Source organism: Streptomyces sp. NPDC091271, from assembly GCF_044757505.1.
Lineage (GTDB): Bacteria > Actinomycetota > Actinomycetes > Streptomycetales > Streptomycetaceae > Streptomyces.
This window is the reverse complement of record NZ_JBIVVD010000012.1, coordinates 73,210-86,386: the sequence shown is the minus strand read 5'-3', so window position 1 is coordinate 86,386 and position 13,177 is coordinate 73,210. Positions and strand designations below refer to the sequence as shown.

Genomic DNA, 13,177 nt, shown 5'->3' with positions numbered 1-13,177 from the left:
CCGGCCGGCGTCGTCCGGGGCGGCCCTTCACAGGTGTCGCTCCGACGCCGCTACTTCGCGTCCGAATAGCGCTCGACGACCGCCGTGCTGAACGGGAACCGCACCGGTGTCTCCCCGAACGTGACACGGCCCGCCAGCTCCCCGGCCTCACGGATCGCCTCCACCACCGCGGGCGCCTCCCCGGCGGGGCAGTGCACGATCACCTCGTCGTGCTGGAAGAACACCAGTTCCGCCCGCATCCCCGCGGCGGTGAGCCTCTGCCGGAGCGCCGCCAGGAGCAGCAGCGCCCAGTCCGCCGCGCTTCCCTGCACCACGAAGTTGCGGGTGAAGCGGCCCCGCGCCCTGGCATTCGGCGATGCGTAGCCCGGGGTGAAGCCGTGTGTTCCGCTGCTCTCCCCGGCCGGCGGTTCCTCGCTCTCCTGAGGGATGCCGGCCTCCTCGTCCTCTCCCGCCCCGGCGGCGGGCGGGCTCGTGCGCCCCAGCCAGGTGCGGACGAGGCGGCCCTCCTCGCCGGCCTTCGCCGCGTCGTCGACGTAGGCGACGGCGTGCGGGAACCGTCGCCGCAGCGCCGCCAGGTTCTTCAGGCCGTCGCCCGAGGTCTGCCCGTAGATCGCGCCCAGCAGCGCGATCTTGGCGTGGTCGCGGTCGCCGTGGAACGCGCGGTCGGACAGGGCCTTGTAGAGGTCGCCCTCGTGTCCGGCCACCTCCATCAGCCCCCGGTCGCGGGAGATCGCGGCCAGCACCCGGGGCTCCATCTGGTCGGCGTCCGCCACGACCAGCCGCCAGCCCTCGTCGGCGACGACCGCCTGGCGTATGACCTTGGGGATCTGCAGCGCCCCGCCGCCGTTGGTCGTCCAGCGCCCGCTGACCGTGCCTCCCGGCTGGTACTCGGGGCGGAAGCGGCCCTCGCGCACCCAGTCCTGGAGCCAGCTCCAGCCGTGGGCCGTCCAGACGCGGTACAGCTTCTTGTAGCGGATCAGCGGCTCCACCGCCGGGTGGTCGAGCTCCTCCAGCTCCCACCGCCGGGTCGACCTGATCTTGATCCCGGACTGCGCGAACGCCTTCACGACATCGGCCGGCAGGTCGGGCCGCACCCGTCTGCCGAAGGCGGCCGACACCTCCTCCGCGGCCTCGGCCAGTCTCCGGGGCTCGCCGCCGCCCGCGTAACGCTCGCCGAGCAGGTCGTCCAGCACCTCGCGGTGCACATCGGCGCGCCAGGGGAGTCCTGATCTGTTCATCTCGGCGGCGACCAGCATGCCCGCGGACTCGGCGGCCGTGAGCAGCCGCATCCTGCCGGGGTGCTCCGTCGCCTCATGGCGGCGCAGCTGCTCGGCATAGACCTCGAGCAGCGCTTCGAAGGGCAGATCGGTGCCGGAGCGCGGCTCGAAGAGGGAGGACTGGGAGCCGGGCTCCGCCGAGCGGGGCGGCGGATCGGGCGGCACCGGCGCACGGCGCAGCCGGGCCCAGGCCGCCGCCGCGGAGCGGGGCTCCCCGAGCCGGCCCTCGTGGCCGAGCAGCAGCAGCTCGGCGCACTCGATGTCGTAGCACCGCTCGACCCGCACGCCTGCGGCGAGCAGCCGGGGGTAGATCCCGGCGGTCGAACGCCAGACCCAGCGGGCCACCTCGGGCCGGGAGCGGACGGACTCGGCGAGGTCGGGCTCGGCCAGGACGGGACCGGCGGGCAGGCCGTCGCGCGTCAGCGGCGCGAGGAGTGCGCCGGCCCCCTCCGCGGTGGCCAGAGCCCAACGTTCGGTCATGGGCCGAGTCTTGCACCCGGCACTGACAGCGGGCATCGGCTCACCGGGCGGGCGCGCCCGACTGCCGCGAGGATCGGAGTGAGGTGCGCGGGGCGCACCGGGACCACGGCAGGCGGCGGAGGAGACGGTGATGGAAGCGATCGTGTACGAGGAGTTCGGCGGGCCCGAGGTCCTGCGTCCGGCCCGGGTCGAGGACGTCCACGCCGGACCCGGGCAGATCCGGGTGGCGGTCAGGGCCGCCGGGGTCAATCCGATCGACTACAAGATCCGCAACGGCTGGATGGAGGCCGCGTTCCCCACCCCGCTGCCCGCCACACCCGGCAGCGAGTTCGCCGGAGTCGTCGACGAGACCGGCGACGGTGTCACGGAGTTCGCGGTCGGCGACGAGGTCCTCGGCCGGAGCGCGACCGGCGCGTACGCGGAGTACGTCCTGGCCGACGTGGGCTCCGTCGCGCCCAAGCCCGAGGGGCTGGGCTGGGCGGAGGCGGCGGCGCTGCCCGTGGCGACCGCGACCGCCGCCCGGGTGCTCGACGAGCTCACGGTCTCCGCGGGCGAGACCCTGCTGGTGCACGGGGCCTCCGGGGCGGTCGGTTCCGCCGCCGTCCAGATGGCCGCCGCCCGGGGTGCCACTGTCATCGGGACGGCCTCACCGGCCAACCACGACTATCTGCGGGTGCTCGGCGCGGTCCCGGTGGCGTACGGGGAAGGGCTCGTGGACCGGGTACGGGAGGCCGCTCCGCAGGGCGTGGACGCCGTGTTCGACGTGGCGGGAAGGGGCGCGCTGGCGGACTCGGTCGAGCTGCGCGGCGGTACGGCCGACCGGATCGCCACCATCGCGGACCCGGACGCGGCCCACCACGGGGTGGCCTTCTCGGCGGGCGGCGGGAGCGGTCCCGACGAGGGCCGGCGGCTCGCGGAGTACGCGGGGGCGGCTGCGGTCGGCGCTCTGCGGGTCCCCGTCGAGCGGACCTTCGCGCTCGGTGAGGCGGCGCGGGCCCAGGAACTGAGCGAGGCCGGACACGTGCGGGGCAAGCTCGTCCTGCTTCCCGGGGAACACTGAGCCCCGGACGCCCGCGGGACAGCCCTCACGACCTGGTGCACGATGGCGCGCGGACCAGGTCGTTACGCTGGCCCGATGGAATCGGTGATCGACCGGGCGTGTGCCGCGGCCCTGTATTCGGACGGCGACGCGGGCCTGGACACCGGCGCCTCCCTCCTCGCCGCCGACCCGTCCGCCGACGAGGATCTGCACCGACGTGGCCAGGAGTTCGTCCGCCGCGCCTGGACGCGCGGCTGGCAGCCCGCCGACGTCGTACGGACCGTCCGCCGCGAGCTGGACGAGGACGGCGCCGCGCTCGTCTCCGCCCTGATCACGGGGGAGACGGCGGGGTACGCCCGGCTGCCCCCGCGCTGGACGGACCAGCTCGCCGCCATGCCCGCCCCGGCGCCGCGCAACCGGCCCGACCGCTTCACGTACGCCTCCGCGCTCCTGGAGCTGTACCGCCTGCTGCTGCGGCTCCCCGTCGTCGAGCCGGTCGGGCCGGTGCCCGGCACGGCCGCCGACGCCCCGCACCGGCCGCCGGCGCACGGGGAACCGCGCATGCTCACCAGGATCCGGGCGCTGCTCGCCAAGGCGGAGGCGACCGGCTTCCCGGAGGAGGCCGAGGCGCTCACCACCAAGGCGCAGGAGCTGATGGCCCGGCACAGCATCGACGAGGCGCTCCTCGCCGCCCGTACGCACAGCGCCGACACCCCGGGGGCCGTCCGGATCGGGGTCGACGCCCCGTACGAGAGCGCCAAGGCCGTCCTGCTCGACTCCGTCGCCTCGGCGAACCGCTGCCGTGCCGTCTGGAACAGCGATCTCGGCTTCACCACGGTGGTGGGCTTCGAGCCGGACCTGGAGGCCGTGGAACTGCTCTTCACCTCTTTGCTGGTGCAGGGCACCGCGGCGATGACGAAGGCGGAGGCCGGACAGCGGGCCGGCGGGCGCAAGCGGACCAAGACCTTCCGGCAGTCCTTCCTGATGGCGTACGCCCAGCGCCTGGGCAGCCGGCTCGCGGCGGACACCGAGCGGGTCACCGCCGCGGCCGGCTCGGAGGCCGGCGCGGAAGGCCGCGACGGTGACGCCGGTGCCCTGCTGCCGGTCCTGGCGGCCCGGGACGTCGCCGTCACCGACACGGCGGAGCAGATGTTCCCGAGGACCACCACCACCCGGCTGCGTGGGGCGACCGACGCGGAGGGCTGGAACCACGGCACGGCCGCGGCCGACCGGGCCCGGATGGGCGGAGGAGGGCCGGAAATCCGCCGTTAGGTCGGCGGAGCGGCATAAGTCTGGGTTGTCCGTCATCCGGCTAGGCTCGGTCCATGAGCTGGCTCCGGGCGCTGAAGGAGACCGCCCGCTCGGGGCTGACGATCGAGCGGCGGCGTCTCGAACCGCTCATCGCGTTGCGCGGCGCCGCGGGTCTCGCGCTCGTCGTCGGGGTGAGCCTGGTGCTCTTCGGCCCGGTGATCGCCGCCAGCTCCGCGTTCGGTGCCTACCAGGCGGCCATCGCCACCTTCCAGCGCAGCTGGCGCCCCCGGCCCGTCCTCGCGCTGGTCTCCGGAGCCAGTCTGGCCGTGTCGACGTTCGTCGGCTACGTCACCGTCTCCCACACCCTGCTGTTCCTGGCCCTGCTGATCCTCTGGACGTTCACCGCCGGGCTGGCCTGGGCGGCGGGCCCGACGGGCGGCATCATCGCGGGCTCCAACGTCGCGATCATGCTGGTCACGATCACCCTGCCCACCTCCGTCGCCGACGCCGCCGCCCACGCGGCGATGATGGCGTTCGGGGGGCTCGTCCAGGCGGCCCTGATCGTGCTGTTCCCGGTGCGCAGATGGGGGGCCCAGCGCGACGCGCTCGCCGACGCCCTGGCCGGCGAGGCGGACTACGCCCGCAGGCTGCGGGACGACCCGGTGGCGCCCTTCGACCCCGTACCGCTGATGACCGCGCGCAACGCCGCCGCCGTCACCCCCCGCCAGGCCCGTCGCCGCCCCGCCGACCTGCACGGTGCGCGCGGGGTCGCCGAACGGCTGAGGCCGGTCCTCGCCTCGCTGGCGGACCCGGCCCTGGGGGTCCCGGCCGAGGGCCCCGAACGCTACTGGGCGTGGGAGATCCTCGGCGCCGCCGGATCCCTGCTCGACTCCGCCGCCCGGGCGGTACGCACGGGCGACCCGGTGCGGCTGGACGAGACGGCGCTCTCGGTGCTGAAGTCCCCCGACACGGAGGTGATCCTCACCGGCCCGCCCCGCAGGGCCGCCGACCGGCTCACCTCGCTGCTCGCCGACGTCATCGAGATCGCCGAGGGGACCGGCACGGACGACAGGACGCCGGGGGAGCCCCTCGTCTCGCACCGCCGCCGGCCCACTCTGCTGAAGCTGGTCCCCGTCGTCCTCCGCTCCATGCGCCGCGAACTGCGCCGTGGTTCGACGGTCCTGCGTCACGCGGAACGGGTCTCGGCGGTGACCGCGGCGGGCTACCTCATCGGGCTGGCGCTGCCGTTCGGACACGGTTACTGGGCGCCCATGACCGCCGTGATGGTGATGCGCCCCGAGTTCACCCATACGTACTCGCGGGCCGTGGGCCGCTTCATGGGCACCGTGCTCGGTGTCGCCGTCGCCACCGGCATCGTGCAGCTCGCGCACCCGAACGCGGAGCTCTCCGCCGGGCTCGCCGTCGTCTGCGCCGCGCTGATGTACCTGCTGATGCGCACCGGATACGCGGTCGGCCAGGTCTGTGCCTCCGCCTACGTCGTCTTCCTGCTCGGGATGGCGGGCGACGACTGGTCCCAGACGGTGCCCGAGCGGGTCGTGCTGACCCTCCTGGGCGGTCTGCTCGCGATGGTGGCGTACGCCCTCTACCCGGCCTGGGAGACCCCACGGCTGCGCGACCGGCTCGCCACCTGGGTGATCACGGACGGGAGGTACGCGGCCACGGTCCTCGACCGGTACGCCGATCCCGCGTCCAGGACCCTGGAGGAGGTGCGCACCGCCCTCCTCACCACCCGGGAGGCCCGCGTCGCCTGGCAGGAGGCGCTGGAGACGGCCCAGCACGAACCCGTACGCCATCGGGGCATCTCCCGGACCTCCGCCGCGGACGCCCAGGACGCGCTCGCGCAGTTCGGCCGCGTCGCGATGCTCATGGAGGCCCATCTGCCCGCCGCTTCCGCCACCCCCGTACCCGAGGCCGCCGGGCTGGCCTACGCGCTGCGCCGGGCCACCGAGGAGGGCGCGAAGGCGGTGAGGGAACGCCGCGTCCCGGACTGGGCTCCGGTCAGGGAGGCGCTGGCGCGCCGCGACGCCGCCGAGGGGCCGCCGCCCGACTCCTTCGTACGCAACGGGGCCACCCTGCTGCTCCGTGCCCTGGAGGACTTCTCGCGGGCGCTGGAGATCAGCAGCGGGCGGGCCTGAGGCGGGGCGTCAGGGAGCGGGGATCTCCGGCAGGCCCGTGGGCAGCTCGGAGGTGTCGGCCTTGGACAGGGTGTCCTCGGCACCGGCGTCCCAGGAGATGACCAGCTTCTTGCCGTCATTGGACTCGACGGACCCCATGGTGCGGTCGGTGTCCCCGTCGAGGCACTTCAGCGCGAGCATCACCTCGCCCATGTCCTTCACCTCGCCCTGGCAGACGTGCCGGCCGGCCACGAGCGCCACCTTGCCCGAGGCGACCGACAGCGTGACGGGCCCGCCGTCGGCCGTGCCCGTCCAGGTGCCCTCCAGCGCCGCGGCGTCCGCGCTCCTGGATCCGCCGTCCTCGCTGCCGGCTCCGGGGGACGCGGTCCGCCCCGAGCTCGATCCGGTGGCGGGGGCCTTCTCCGCCGCGGGTTCGTCACTGCCGCAGGCGGACAGTGCGAGTGCGGTGACGAGAGCGGCGGCGGCAAGAGCGCCGGAGCGCGGAAACTTGTCCATATGTGAGTACCCCTTGTGGATTCACTGCCGGAAGACCGCGCCAAGCTACCAGGGGCGAAGAGAACAACTCGGGGAAGTGGGAGCCGAATTGGCGTGCCGTTCGTCTGTTCCTCATAGAGGTGGGGGCGGGTGAACGGACGGGTCGGCGGATCAGGGTAAAACTGTAATCGAGCGCGCACCCGCCGTGCACGTGCATCTGCTCATGCATTGGCATATGAACACAGCTATGATCCGAGCTAGTTGACACTTGCACCTTGCAACTCGGGGAGCGTCCTGTGCACCACGTGTACAACGGCATGGCGGCCACAGAGCTTCGCGGGGTCGTCTGGCAGAAGAGCAGACACAGCAACTCCCAGGGGTCATGCGTGGAGTTCGCGAAACTGCCCGGCGGAAATGTGGCGATGCGGAACTCGCGCCACCCCGACGGGCCCGCGCTGGTCTATACACCGGCGGAGATCGAGGCGCTGCTGCTGGGCGTCAAGGACGGGGAGTTCGACCACCTGGCCGCGGGCGGCTGAGCGCACGGAAAGCCGCGGCCGGGCGTACACCGGGGCGATCGCGGACACCGCGAGCCGCCGGCCGGGCGCACGCCGGTATGTCCCCGGGGTGTGCCGTGCTACAGGCTGTCGGGGAACGCGTCGACCGGGGCGGGGCGCTCCGTCGTGTGGTCCTTCAGCCGGAACAGGGCCCAGACCACCTTGCCGAACCTTCCGTCGGGCGGAGTGTCGCCGACCGGTACGGGTGAGGGGTGCCAGCCCCAGCAGTCGCTGAACGACTCGACGAGGAACAGGCCCCGGCCGGACTCGGCCGAATCCGGCGCCTCGCCCGCGACCGGCCCCTTCTCGCTGGGATCGCGCACCGCGCACACCAGGCGTGAGGACCAGCGCATCAGATGCAGCCGCACGGAGGAGTCCTGCCGCTCCCGCGCCGTATCGGCCGGAAGGGCGTGCCGCAGCGCGTTGGTGACCAGCTCGGACACGACCAGGGCGACATCGTCGAAGCGGTCGCCCAGGTCCCAGGAGTTCAGCGTCGTACGGGTGAACCTCCGTGCACCGCCCACCGCTTCGTACCGGGCCGGAAGCGTGCAGGAGGCCGAGCCCGCGACCGCCGAGGGGTCGATGGGCGGAAGCCCCTGCCGTAACGGCTCGAGCATCGTCGATCCATTCGTCCCCATGCGAGGCACTCCCGGGATTCGCGGCTGTAGCGGCACTGCTTCTAGCGGGCACCGCGGGTACAGCGGCACAACACGAACGAGCACGCAGGTGCGCGGGGCCCATGGTTCCGAATGCGCACGGCAGATGCAAGGGCAGATGCACGTGCACGCGCGTGGTCTGCCCGGTAGCGTGCCGGTTCGAGTCATTTCTTCCGCTTCACAGTTTTGAAGCTTTCGGAAAGTCTTGCCATTTCTGTAATCGAATGAGTACGGGGTGAAGCGTTTTGGTGGCAGAATCCGCCTCCGGGGTTCGGGGGGACCCCGAAGCACGGGAAGCGATGGGGAGGGCTGGGAAGCCGGTGTCGGCAGGCGAGTCGAGTGGTTCTGTGGTGCGGCGCATCCTCCTGGGCTCACAGCTCAGGCGCCTGCGCGAGTCGCGGGGCATCACCCGTGAGGCGGCCGGCTACTCCATCCGCGCCTCCGAATCGAAGATCAGCCGCATGGAGTTGGGACGGGTGAGCTTCAAGGCCAGGGACGTCGAGGACCTGCTCACGCTGTACGGAGTCACGGACGAGGCGGAGCGGGATTCGCTCCTCGGCCTGGCCCGTGAGGCCAATGTGGCGGGCTGGTGGCACAGTTACGGCGATGTGCTGCCCGGCTGGTTCCAGACGTATATCGGACTGGAAGGGGCGGCCTCGCTCATCCGGATCTACGAAGTCCAGTTCGTCCACGGGCTGTTGCAGACCGAGGGGTACGCCCATGCCGTCGTCGCGCGCGGCATGCCCGGTGCCCCGGCGGCCGAGATCGACCGCAGGGTCGCGCTGCGTCTCGCGCGGCAGAAGGCGCTGGTCTCCGAACGCGCCCCGCGCTTCCACGCCGTGCTCGACGAGGCGGCGCTGCGCCGTCCCTACGGCGGGCGCGAGGTGATGCGTGCGCAATTGCGGCATCTGATCGATATGTCGGAGCAGCCGAATATCACTCTCCAGGTGATGCCCTTCAGCTTCGGCGGCCATGCCGGCGAGAGCGGGGCATTCACGATGCTGAGTTTTCCGGAATCCGATCTGTCGGACATCGTCTATCTGGAGCAGCTGACAAGTGCGCTCTATCTGGACAAGGCCGAAGAAGTCGCCCAGTACGAAAAGGCCATGGTCCGGCTCCATGAGGACAGTCCGGGCCCGGAGGAGAGCCGGGATCTTCTCCGGGGACTCCTTCAACTGACGTGATTCGCCAGTACGATGAATGACCGACAGGAGTCTGCGCCTGCAGTAAGGGATTGCATGTCCTTCCCCAGTGAACTGGCCCGCCAGTACATCGACGGCGAGTGGCTGACCGGCAACGGTGCGTGGGACATCATTGATTTCAATCCCTACAACGGCGAGAAACTCTGCTCCGTCACCGTGGCCACCGCGGCGGAGGTCGACGTTGCTTACCGGGCCGCCGAACGCGCCCAGCGGGAATGGGCGGTGGCCGGTTCTTATGCGCGGCGGGCCGTTCTGGAGAAGGCCGTGCGGCTCGTCGGGGAACGCAGCGACGAAATCACCGAGCTGATCATCGATGAGCTCGGCGGCACCCGGGCGAGGGCCGAATTCGAGGTGCGGACCGCGCAGGAGTTCCTGCGCGAGGCGGCGGGACAGGCGACGCGTCCGTCGGCCCAGCTGCTGCCCTCGGTCGCCGACGGCAAGGAGAACCGGGTCTACAGGCTGCCCGTCGGGGTCATCGGTGTGATCAGTGCCTTCAATTTCCCATTCCTGGTGACGATGAAGACCGTCGCCCCCGCGCTCGCGCTCGGCAACGCGGTCGTGGTGAAGCCCCATCAGAACGCCCCGATCGCCGGCGGGAGCCTCGTCGCCCGGATCTTCGAGGACGCGGGGCTGCCCCCGGGGCTCCTCAACGTCCTGATCACCGACAGCGCCGAGATCGGCGACTCCTTCATCCAGCACCCCGTGCCCAAGGTGATCTCGTTCAGCGGTTCGGACCGGGTCGGCCGCCATGTCGCCGCCGTCGCCGCCGGGCTGTTCAAGCGGACCATCCTCGAACTGAGCGGCAATAGTGCCCTGGTCGTGCTGGAGGACGCCGACCTCGACCACGCGGTCCGGGCGGCCGTCTACAGCCGCTTCCTGTTCCAGGGCCAGGTCAGCATGGCCGCCAACCGCATCCTGGTGGACCGGTCCGTGGAGGAGGAGTTCACAGGGCGGTTCACCTCTGCGGTGTCCGCCCTGGTCTCAGGGGATCCGCGCGACCCCGGCACCCGTATCGGGCCGGTCGTCGACGCTTTCCAGGCCGAGGCGCTCACCGCGCTGGTCGACGGGGCGATCGAGGCCGGTGCCACCGCGCTCGTGCGGGGCCGCACACGCGGCAACCTCGTCGAGCCGACCGTGCTGACCGGGCTGCCGGAGGGATCGCCGCTGCTGGAGCAGGAGATATCCGGGCCCGTGGCGCTCCTGATGCCGTTCGACGGCGAGGACGACGCCGTCCGCATCGTCAACGACAGCCCCTACGGGCTGAGCGGCGCCGTCCACACGGCGGACGCGGAGCGCGGGGTGCGGTTCGCCCGGCGTATCAGGGGCGGAATGTTCCATGTGAACGGCGCGACCGTGCAAGACGATCCGGCGGTCGCCTTCGGGGGCGAGAAGCGGTCAGGCATGGGGCGGCTGAACGGCGAGGCCGCCGTGGAGGCGTTCACCACCCGGAAGTGGATCTCGGTGCAGCACGGGCGAACGGTCTTCCCCTTCTGATCCCCCTCTCCGCCGTGCGGATCGAGGGCAGGGCCAGACCTGATGGGCCCGAAAGGGCGGGCTACCCTGGTCAAAGTTGACTACAAAGGGTGGGTGGTATGTCGGCGATCCGTCTCCTGGTCCTGGGGGCCGTGCGCCAGCACGGCCGCGCGCACGGCTATCAGGTGCGCAACGACCTGGAGTACTGGGGCGCCCACGAGTGGTCCAACGCCAAGCCCGGGTCGATCTACCACGCACTCAAGCAGATGGCGAAGCAGGGACTGCTCCTCGCCCACGAGATCGCCCCGTCCACGGCCGGCGGCCCGCCCCGCACCGAGTACGAGATCACCGGGCGCGGCACCCAGGAGTTCTTCACGCTGCTGCGGTCCTCGCTGACCTCGTACGACCAGAGTGTGGACGTGCTCTCTGCCGGCATCGGCTTCATCGTCGACCTGGAGCGGGCCGAGGCGCTGGAGCTCCTGAGGAAGCGCATCGCCGCCATCGAGGGCTGGCGGGCCGCGGTCACGGAGCACTACACGCCGGAGGACGGCCCGGAGTCGCTCGGGCACATCGGCGAGATCATGAACATGTGGGTGCACTCGGCGGACGCGGGGGCCGAGTGGACCCGTGGCCTGATCGCACGGATCGAGACGGGGGCGTACACCTTCGCGGGTGAGGGCGAACCCTTTGTCGGAGTGCTCGCCGAGGGGCAGCAGAACCCCTTCGCCACAGGTGTCACAGATCCTGGGGATTCCCACTAATCAAGTTTGACGAATCGCTTCGGCGGGCTTACCTTCGCTTTGCTAGTCAAGTTTGACTACATGGAGTTGAGGGGTGGTGGGCACCGTGAGCGACGCGATCGTCGTCGAAGGAGTGCACAAACGGTACGGAGTCAAGCGCGCCCTGGACGGCCTCGACCTCGCCGTCCGCCGCGGGACGGTCCACGGGATGCTCGGCCCCAACGGGGCGGGGAAGACCACAGCCGTACGTGTGCTGACGACCCTGCTGCACCACGACGAGGGCCGGGCGGAGGTGGTGGGGTTCGACGTGCGGTCCGACGCGGCCGAGGTCAGGCGGCGGATCGGGCTGCTCGGCCAGCACGCGGCGGTCGACGAGGAGCTCGGTGGCCGGCAGAACCTGGAGATGTTCGGCCGGCTGTACCACCTGGGCGCACGCCGGTCGGGCCTGCGGGCCGACGAACTGCTGGAGCGGTTCGGGCTCGCGGACACCGGGCGCAAGGCGGTCAAGCAGTACAGCGGCGGCATGCGGCGCCGCCTCGACCTGGCCGCGTCCCTGATCACCGACCCGGAGGTGCTCTTCCTGGACGAGCCGACGACCGGACTCGACCCGCGGGGACGGGCCGAGGTGTGGAGCGCCGTACGGTCGCTGGCCGCCGGCGGCACCACCGTCCTGCTGACCACGCAGTACCTGGAGGAGGCGGACCAGCTGGCCGACCGGATCTCGGTGATCGACGACGGCAGGGTCATCGCGGAGGGCACGCCCGACCGGCTGAAGGCGATGGTCGGCGGTGACCGCGTCGACGTCGTCGTCCGCGACGCGGACCGGCTGGCCGAGGCGGCCGCGCTGCTCGGCGAGGGGGTGACCGTCGACGAGGACCGGCGGCTGCTCGGCGCACCCGCCCCGGACCGCATGCGGGCCCTGGCCCGGACCGTGCGGGCGCTCGAGGAGGCGGGCATCGAGGCGGAGGACATCGCGGTGCGCCGCCCCACGCTGGACGAGGTCTTCCTCTCCCTCACCGGCGCCGGCGGCGAGGCCCGCGCCCCCATGGACACGGAGGTGGCCGCATGAGTACGGCGACGTCGGGGCCGGGACGCATCGGCTGGGCACTGGCCGACTCCTGGACGATGACACGGCGTGAACTGGCGCACTGGGCGCGGCAGCCGGTCCAGATGGCCGTCGGCCTGGTCTTCCCGGTGATGCTGCTCCTGATGTTCAACTACCTGGTCGGAGGCGGCAGCGGGGTCGACGGGGACAACACCGAATTCCTGGTGCCCGGAATGCTCGCGCTCACCATGGCCTTCGGCCTGGAAGGCACGATGCTGGCGGTCACCCAGGACCTGAACAAGGGCGTCATCGACCGGTTCCGTTCCATGCCGATGGTCTCGGGCGCGGTCCTGGTCGGGCGGAGCGCCGCCGACATGCTCCAGTCGGTGGCCGCGCTCGCCGTGATGACCGGAGTCGGGTACGCCCTCGGCTGGCGCTGGCACAACGGCACGGCCGCCGCGCTGGCCGCGCTGGGACTGCTGATCCTGCTGCGCTTCGCGATGCTCTGGATCGGCATCCAGCTCGCGATGGTGGCGGGCAGGCCGGAGATGGTGCAGGCCGTGCAGATCCTGGTCTGGCCGGTGGGTTTCCTCTCCAACGTCTTCGCCTCGCCGGAGTCGATGCCGGGCTGGCTGGGCGCGGTCGTCGAGTGGAACCCCATGTCGGCCACGGCGACAGCGGTACGCGGCCTGTTCGGCAACCCGGGCGGCGCCTCCGGCTCCTGGGCCGCCGAGCACGCCGAACTCCTCGCGGTCCTCTGGCCGGTGGCACTGATCGCGGTGTTCTTTCCCCTTGCGGTAAGGAGGTTCGCGCGGCTCAGCCGCTGA

12 protein-coding genes are annotated in these 13,177 nt (G+C 71.9%); 9 read left to right on the top strand and 3 right to left on the bottom strand.

Annotated features, from left to right (window positions below; genetic code table 11):
- Nucleotides 1-50 precede the first annotated feature (50 nt).
- Nucleotides 51-1,757, bottom strand: a complete 1,707-nt coding sequence (locus ACIQM3_RS36340) for a bifunctional 3'-5' exonuclease/DNA polymerase (RefSeq protein WP_401632332.1) — start codon at nucleotides 1,755-1,757, stop codon at nucleotides 51-53.
- A 130-nt stretch (nucleotides 1,758-1,887) separates the two neighbouring features.
- On the opposite strand from ACIQM3_RS36340, the gene ACIQM3_RS36335 reads away from it, so the two are divergent.
- The 3 genes from ACIQM3_RS36335 to ACIQM3_RS36325 all read left to right on the top strand — a co-directional run bounded on the left by ACIQM3_RS36335 (nucleotide 1,888) and on the right by ACIQM3_RS36325 (nucleotide 6,203).
- Nucleotides 1,888-2,817, top strand: a complete 930-nt coding sequence (locus ACIQM3_RS36335; protein WP_401632330.1) for an NADP-dependent oxidoreductase — start codon at nucleotides 1,888-1,890, stop codon at nucleotides 2,815-2,817.
- Nucleotides 2,818-2,892: 75 nt separating this feature from the next.
- The gene (locus tag ACIQM3_RS36330) at nucleotides 2,893-4,068 is read left to right on the top strand and encodes a DUF2786 domain-containing protein (RefSeq protein ID WP_401632328.1); all 1,176 of its coding nucleotides are present in this window, start codon (nucleotides 2,893-2,895) and stop codon (nucleotides 4,066-4,068) included.
- A gap of 53 nt (nucleotides 4,069-4,121) precedes the next feature.
- Complete coding sequence (locus tag ACIQM3_RS36325; protein ID WP_401632326.1) at nucleotides 4,122-6,203, top strand: FUSC family protein; 2,082 nt, start codon at nucleotides 4,122-4,124, stop codon at nucleotides 6,201-6,203.
- A gap of 9 nt (nucleotides 6,204-6,212) precedes the next feature.
- Here the strand turns inward: ACIQM3_RS36325 and ACIQM3_RS36320 are convergent, their stop codons facing one another.
- Nucleotides 6,213-6,698, bottom strand: coding sequence for a hypothetical protein (locus ACIQM3_RS36320; RefSeq protein WP_401632323.1), 486 nt, complete (start codon nucleotides 6,696-6,698; stop codon nucleotides 6,213-6,215).
- A gap of 275 nt (nucleotides 6,699-6,973) precedes the next feature.
- On the opposite strand from ACIQM3_RS36320, the gene ACIQM3_RS36315 reads away from it, so the two are divergent.
- Nucleotides 6,974-7,216 carry a DUF397 domain-containing protein gene (locus ACIQM3_RS36315; protein WP_033296523.1) on the top strand — a complete coding sequence of 81 codons (243 nt, stop codon included), beginning with the start codon at nucleotides 6,974-6,976 and terminating at the stop codon, nucleotides 7,214-7,216.
- Between the two features lie 98 nt (nucleotides 7,217-7,314).
- Here ACIQM3_RS36315 and ACIQM3_RS36310 read toward each other — a convergent pair whose 3' ends face one another.
- The gene (locus tag ACIQM3_RS36310; protein ID WP_401632320.1) at nucleotides 7,315-7,851 is read right to left on the bottom strand and encodes an ATP-binding protein; all 537 of its coding nucleotides are present in this window, start codon (nucleotides 7,849-7,851) and stop codon (nucleotides 7,315-7,317) included.
- A gap of 338 nt (nucleotides 7,852-8,189) precedes the next feature.
- Here ACIQM3_RS36310 and ACIQM3_RS36305 point away from each other — a divergent pair, with 338 nt between their 5' ends.
- From ACIQM3_RS36305 to ACIQM3_RS36285, 5 genes are all read left to right on the top strand, one after another.
- Nucleotides 8,190-9,074: a helix-turn-helix domain-containing protein gene (locus ACIQM3_RS36305; protein ID WP_401632318.1), complete on the top strand. Its 885-nt coding sequence runs from the start codon at nucleotides 8,190-8,192 to the stop codon at nucleotides 9,072-9,074.
- Between the two features lie 54 nt (nucleotides 9,075-9,128).
- The gene (locus ACIQM3_RS36300) at nucleotides 9,129-10,586 is read left to right on the top strand and encodes an aldehyde dehydrogenase family protein (protein WP_401632315.1); all 1,458 of its coding nucleotides are present in this window, start codon (nucleotides 9,129-9,131) and stop codon (nucleotides 10,584-10,586) included.
- A 98-nt stretch (nucleotides 10,587-10,684) separates the two neighbouring features.
- Nucleotides 10,685-11,326, top strand: a complete 642-nt coding sequence (locus tag ACIQM3_RS36295) for a PadR family transcriptional regulator (RefSeq protein ID WP_401632313.1) — start codon at nucleotides 10,685-10,687, stop codon at nucleotides 11,324-11,326.
- An 85-nt stretch (nucleotides 11,327-11,411) separates the two neighbouring features.
- Complete coding sequence (locus tag ACIQM3_RS36290; RefSeq protein WP_401632311.1) at nucleotides 11,412-12,374, top strand: ATP-binding cassette domain-containing protein; 963 nt, start codon at nucleotides 11,412-11,414, stop codon at nucleotides 12,372-12,374.
- Entirely contained in the window at nucleotides 12,371-13,177 is an 807-nt protein-coding gene (locus ACIQM3_RS36285; protein WP_401632308.1) for an ABC transporter permease, read from the top strand. The genes ACIQM3_RS36290 and ACIQM3_RS36285 overlap by 4 nt, the downstream gene beginning before the upstream one ends.

Excerpts from the sequence above, each read along its gene's own strand:
- ACIQM3_RS36340 (WP_401632332.1), bottom strand. The coding sequence starts at position 1,757 with ATGACCGAACGTTGGGCTCTGGCCACCGCGGAGGGGGCCGGCGCACTC.
- ACIQM3_RS36335 (WP_401632330.1), top strand. The coding sequence starts at position 1,888 with ATGGAAGCGATCGTGTACGAGGAGTTCGGCGGGCCCGAGGTCCTGCGT.
- ACIQM3_RS36330 (WP_401632328.1), top strand. The coding sequence starts at position 2,893 with ATGGAATCGGTGATCGACCGGGCGTGTGCCGCGGCCCTGTATTCGGAC.
- ACIQM3_RS36325 (WP_401632326.1), top strand. The coding sequence starts at position 4,122 with ATGAGCTGGCTCCGGGCGCTGAAGGAGACCGCCCGCTCGGGGCTGACG.
- ACIQM3_RS36320 (WP_401632323.1), bottom strand. The coding sequence starts at position 6,698 with ATGGACAAGTTTCCGCGCTCCGGCGCTCTTGCCGCCGCCGCTCTCGTC.
- ACIQM3_RS36310 (WP_401632320.1), bottom strand. The coding sequence starts at position 7,851 with ATGCTCGAGCCGTTACGGCAGGGGCTTCCGCCCATCGACCCCTCGGCG.
- ACIQM3_RS36305 (WP_401632318.1), top strand. The coding sequence starts at position 8,190 with ATGGGGAGGGCTGGGAAGCCGGTGTCGGCAGGCGAGTCGAGTGGTTCT.
- ACIQM3_RS36300 (WP_401632315.1), top strand. The coding sequence starts at position 9,129 with ATGTCCTTCCCCAGTGAACTGGCCCGCCAGTACATCGACGGCGAGTGG.
- ACIQM3_RS36295 (WP_401632313.1), top strand. The coding sequence starts at position 10,685 with ATGTCGGCGATCCGTCTCCTGGTCCTGGGGGCCGTGCGCCAGCACGGC.
- ACIQM3_RS36285 (WP_401632308.1), top strand. The coding sequence starts at position 12,371 with ATGAGTACGGCGACGTCGGGGCCGGGACGCATCGGCTGGGCACTGGCC.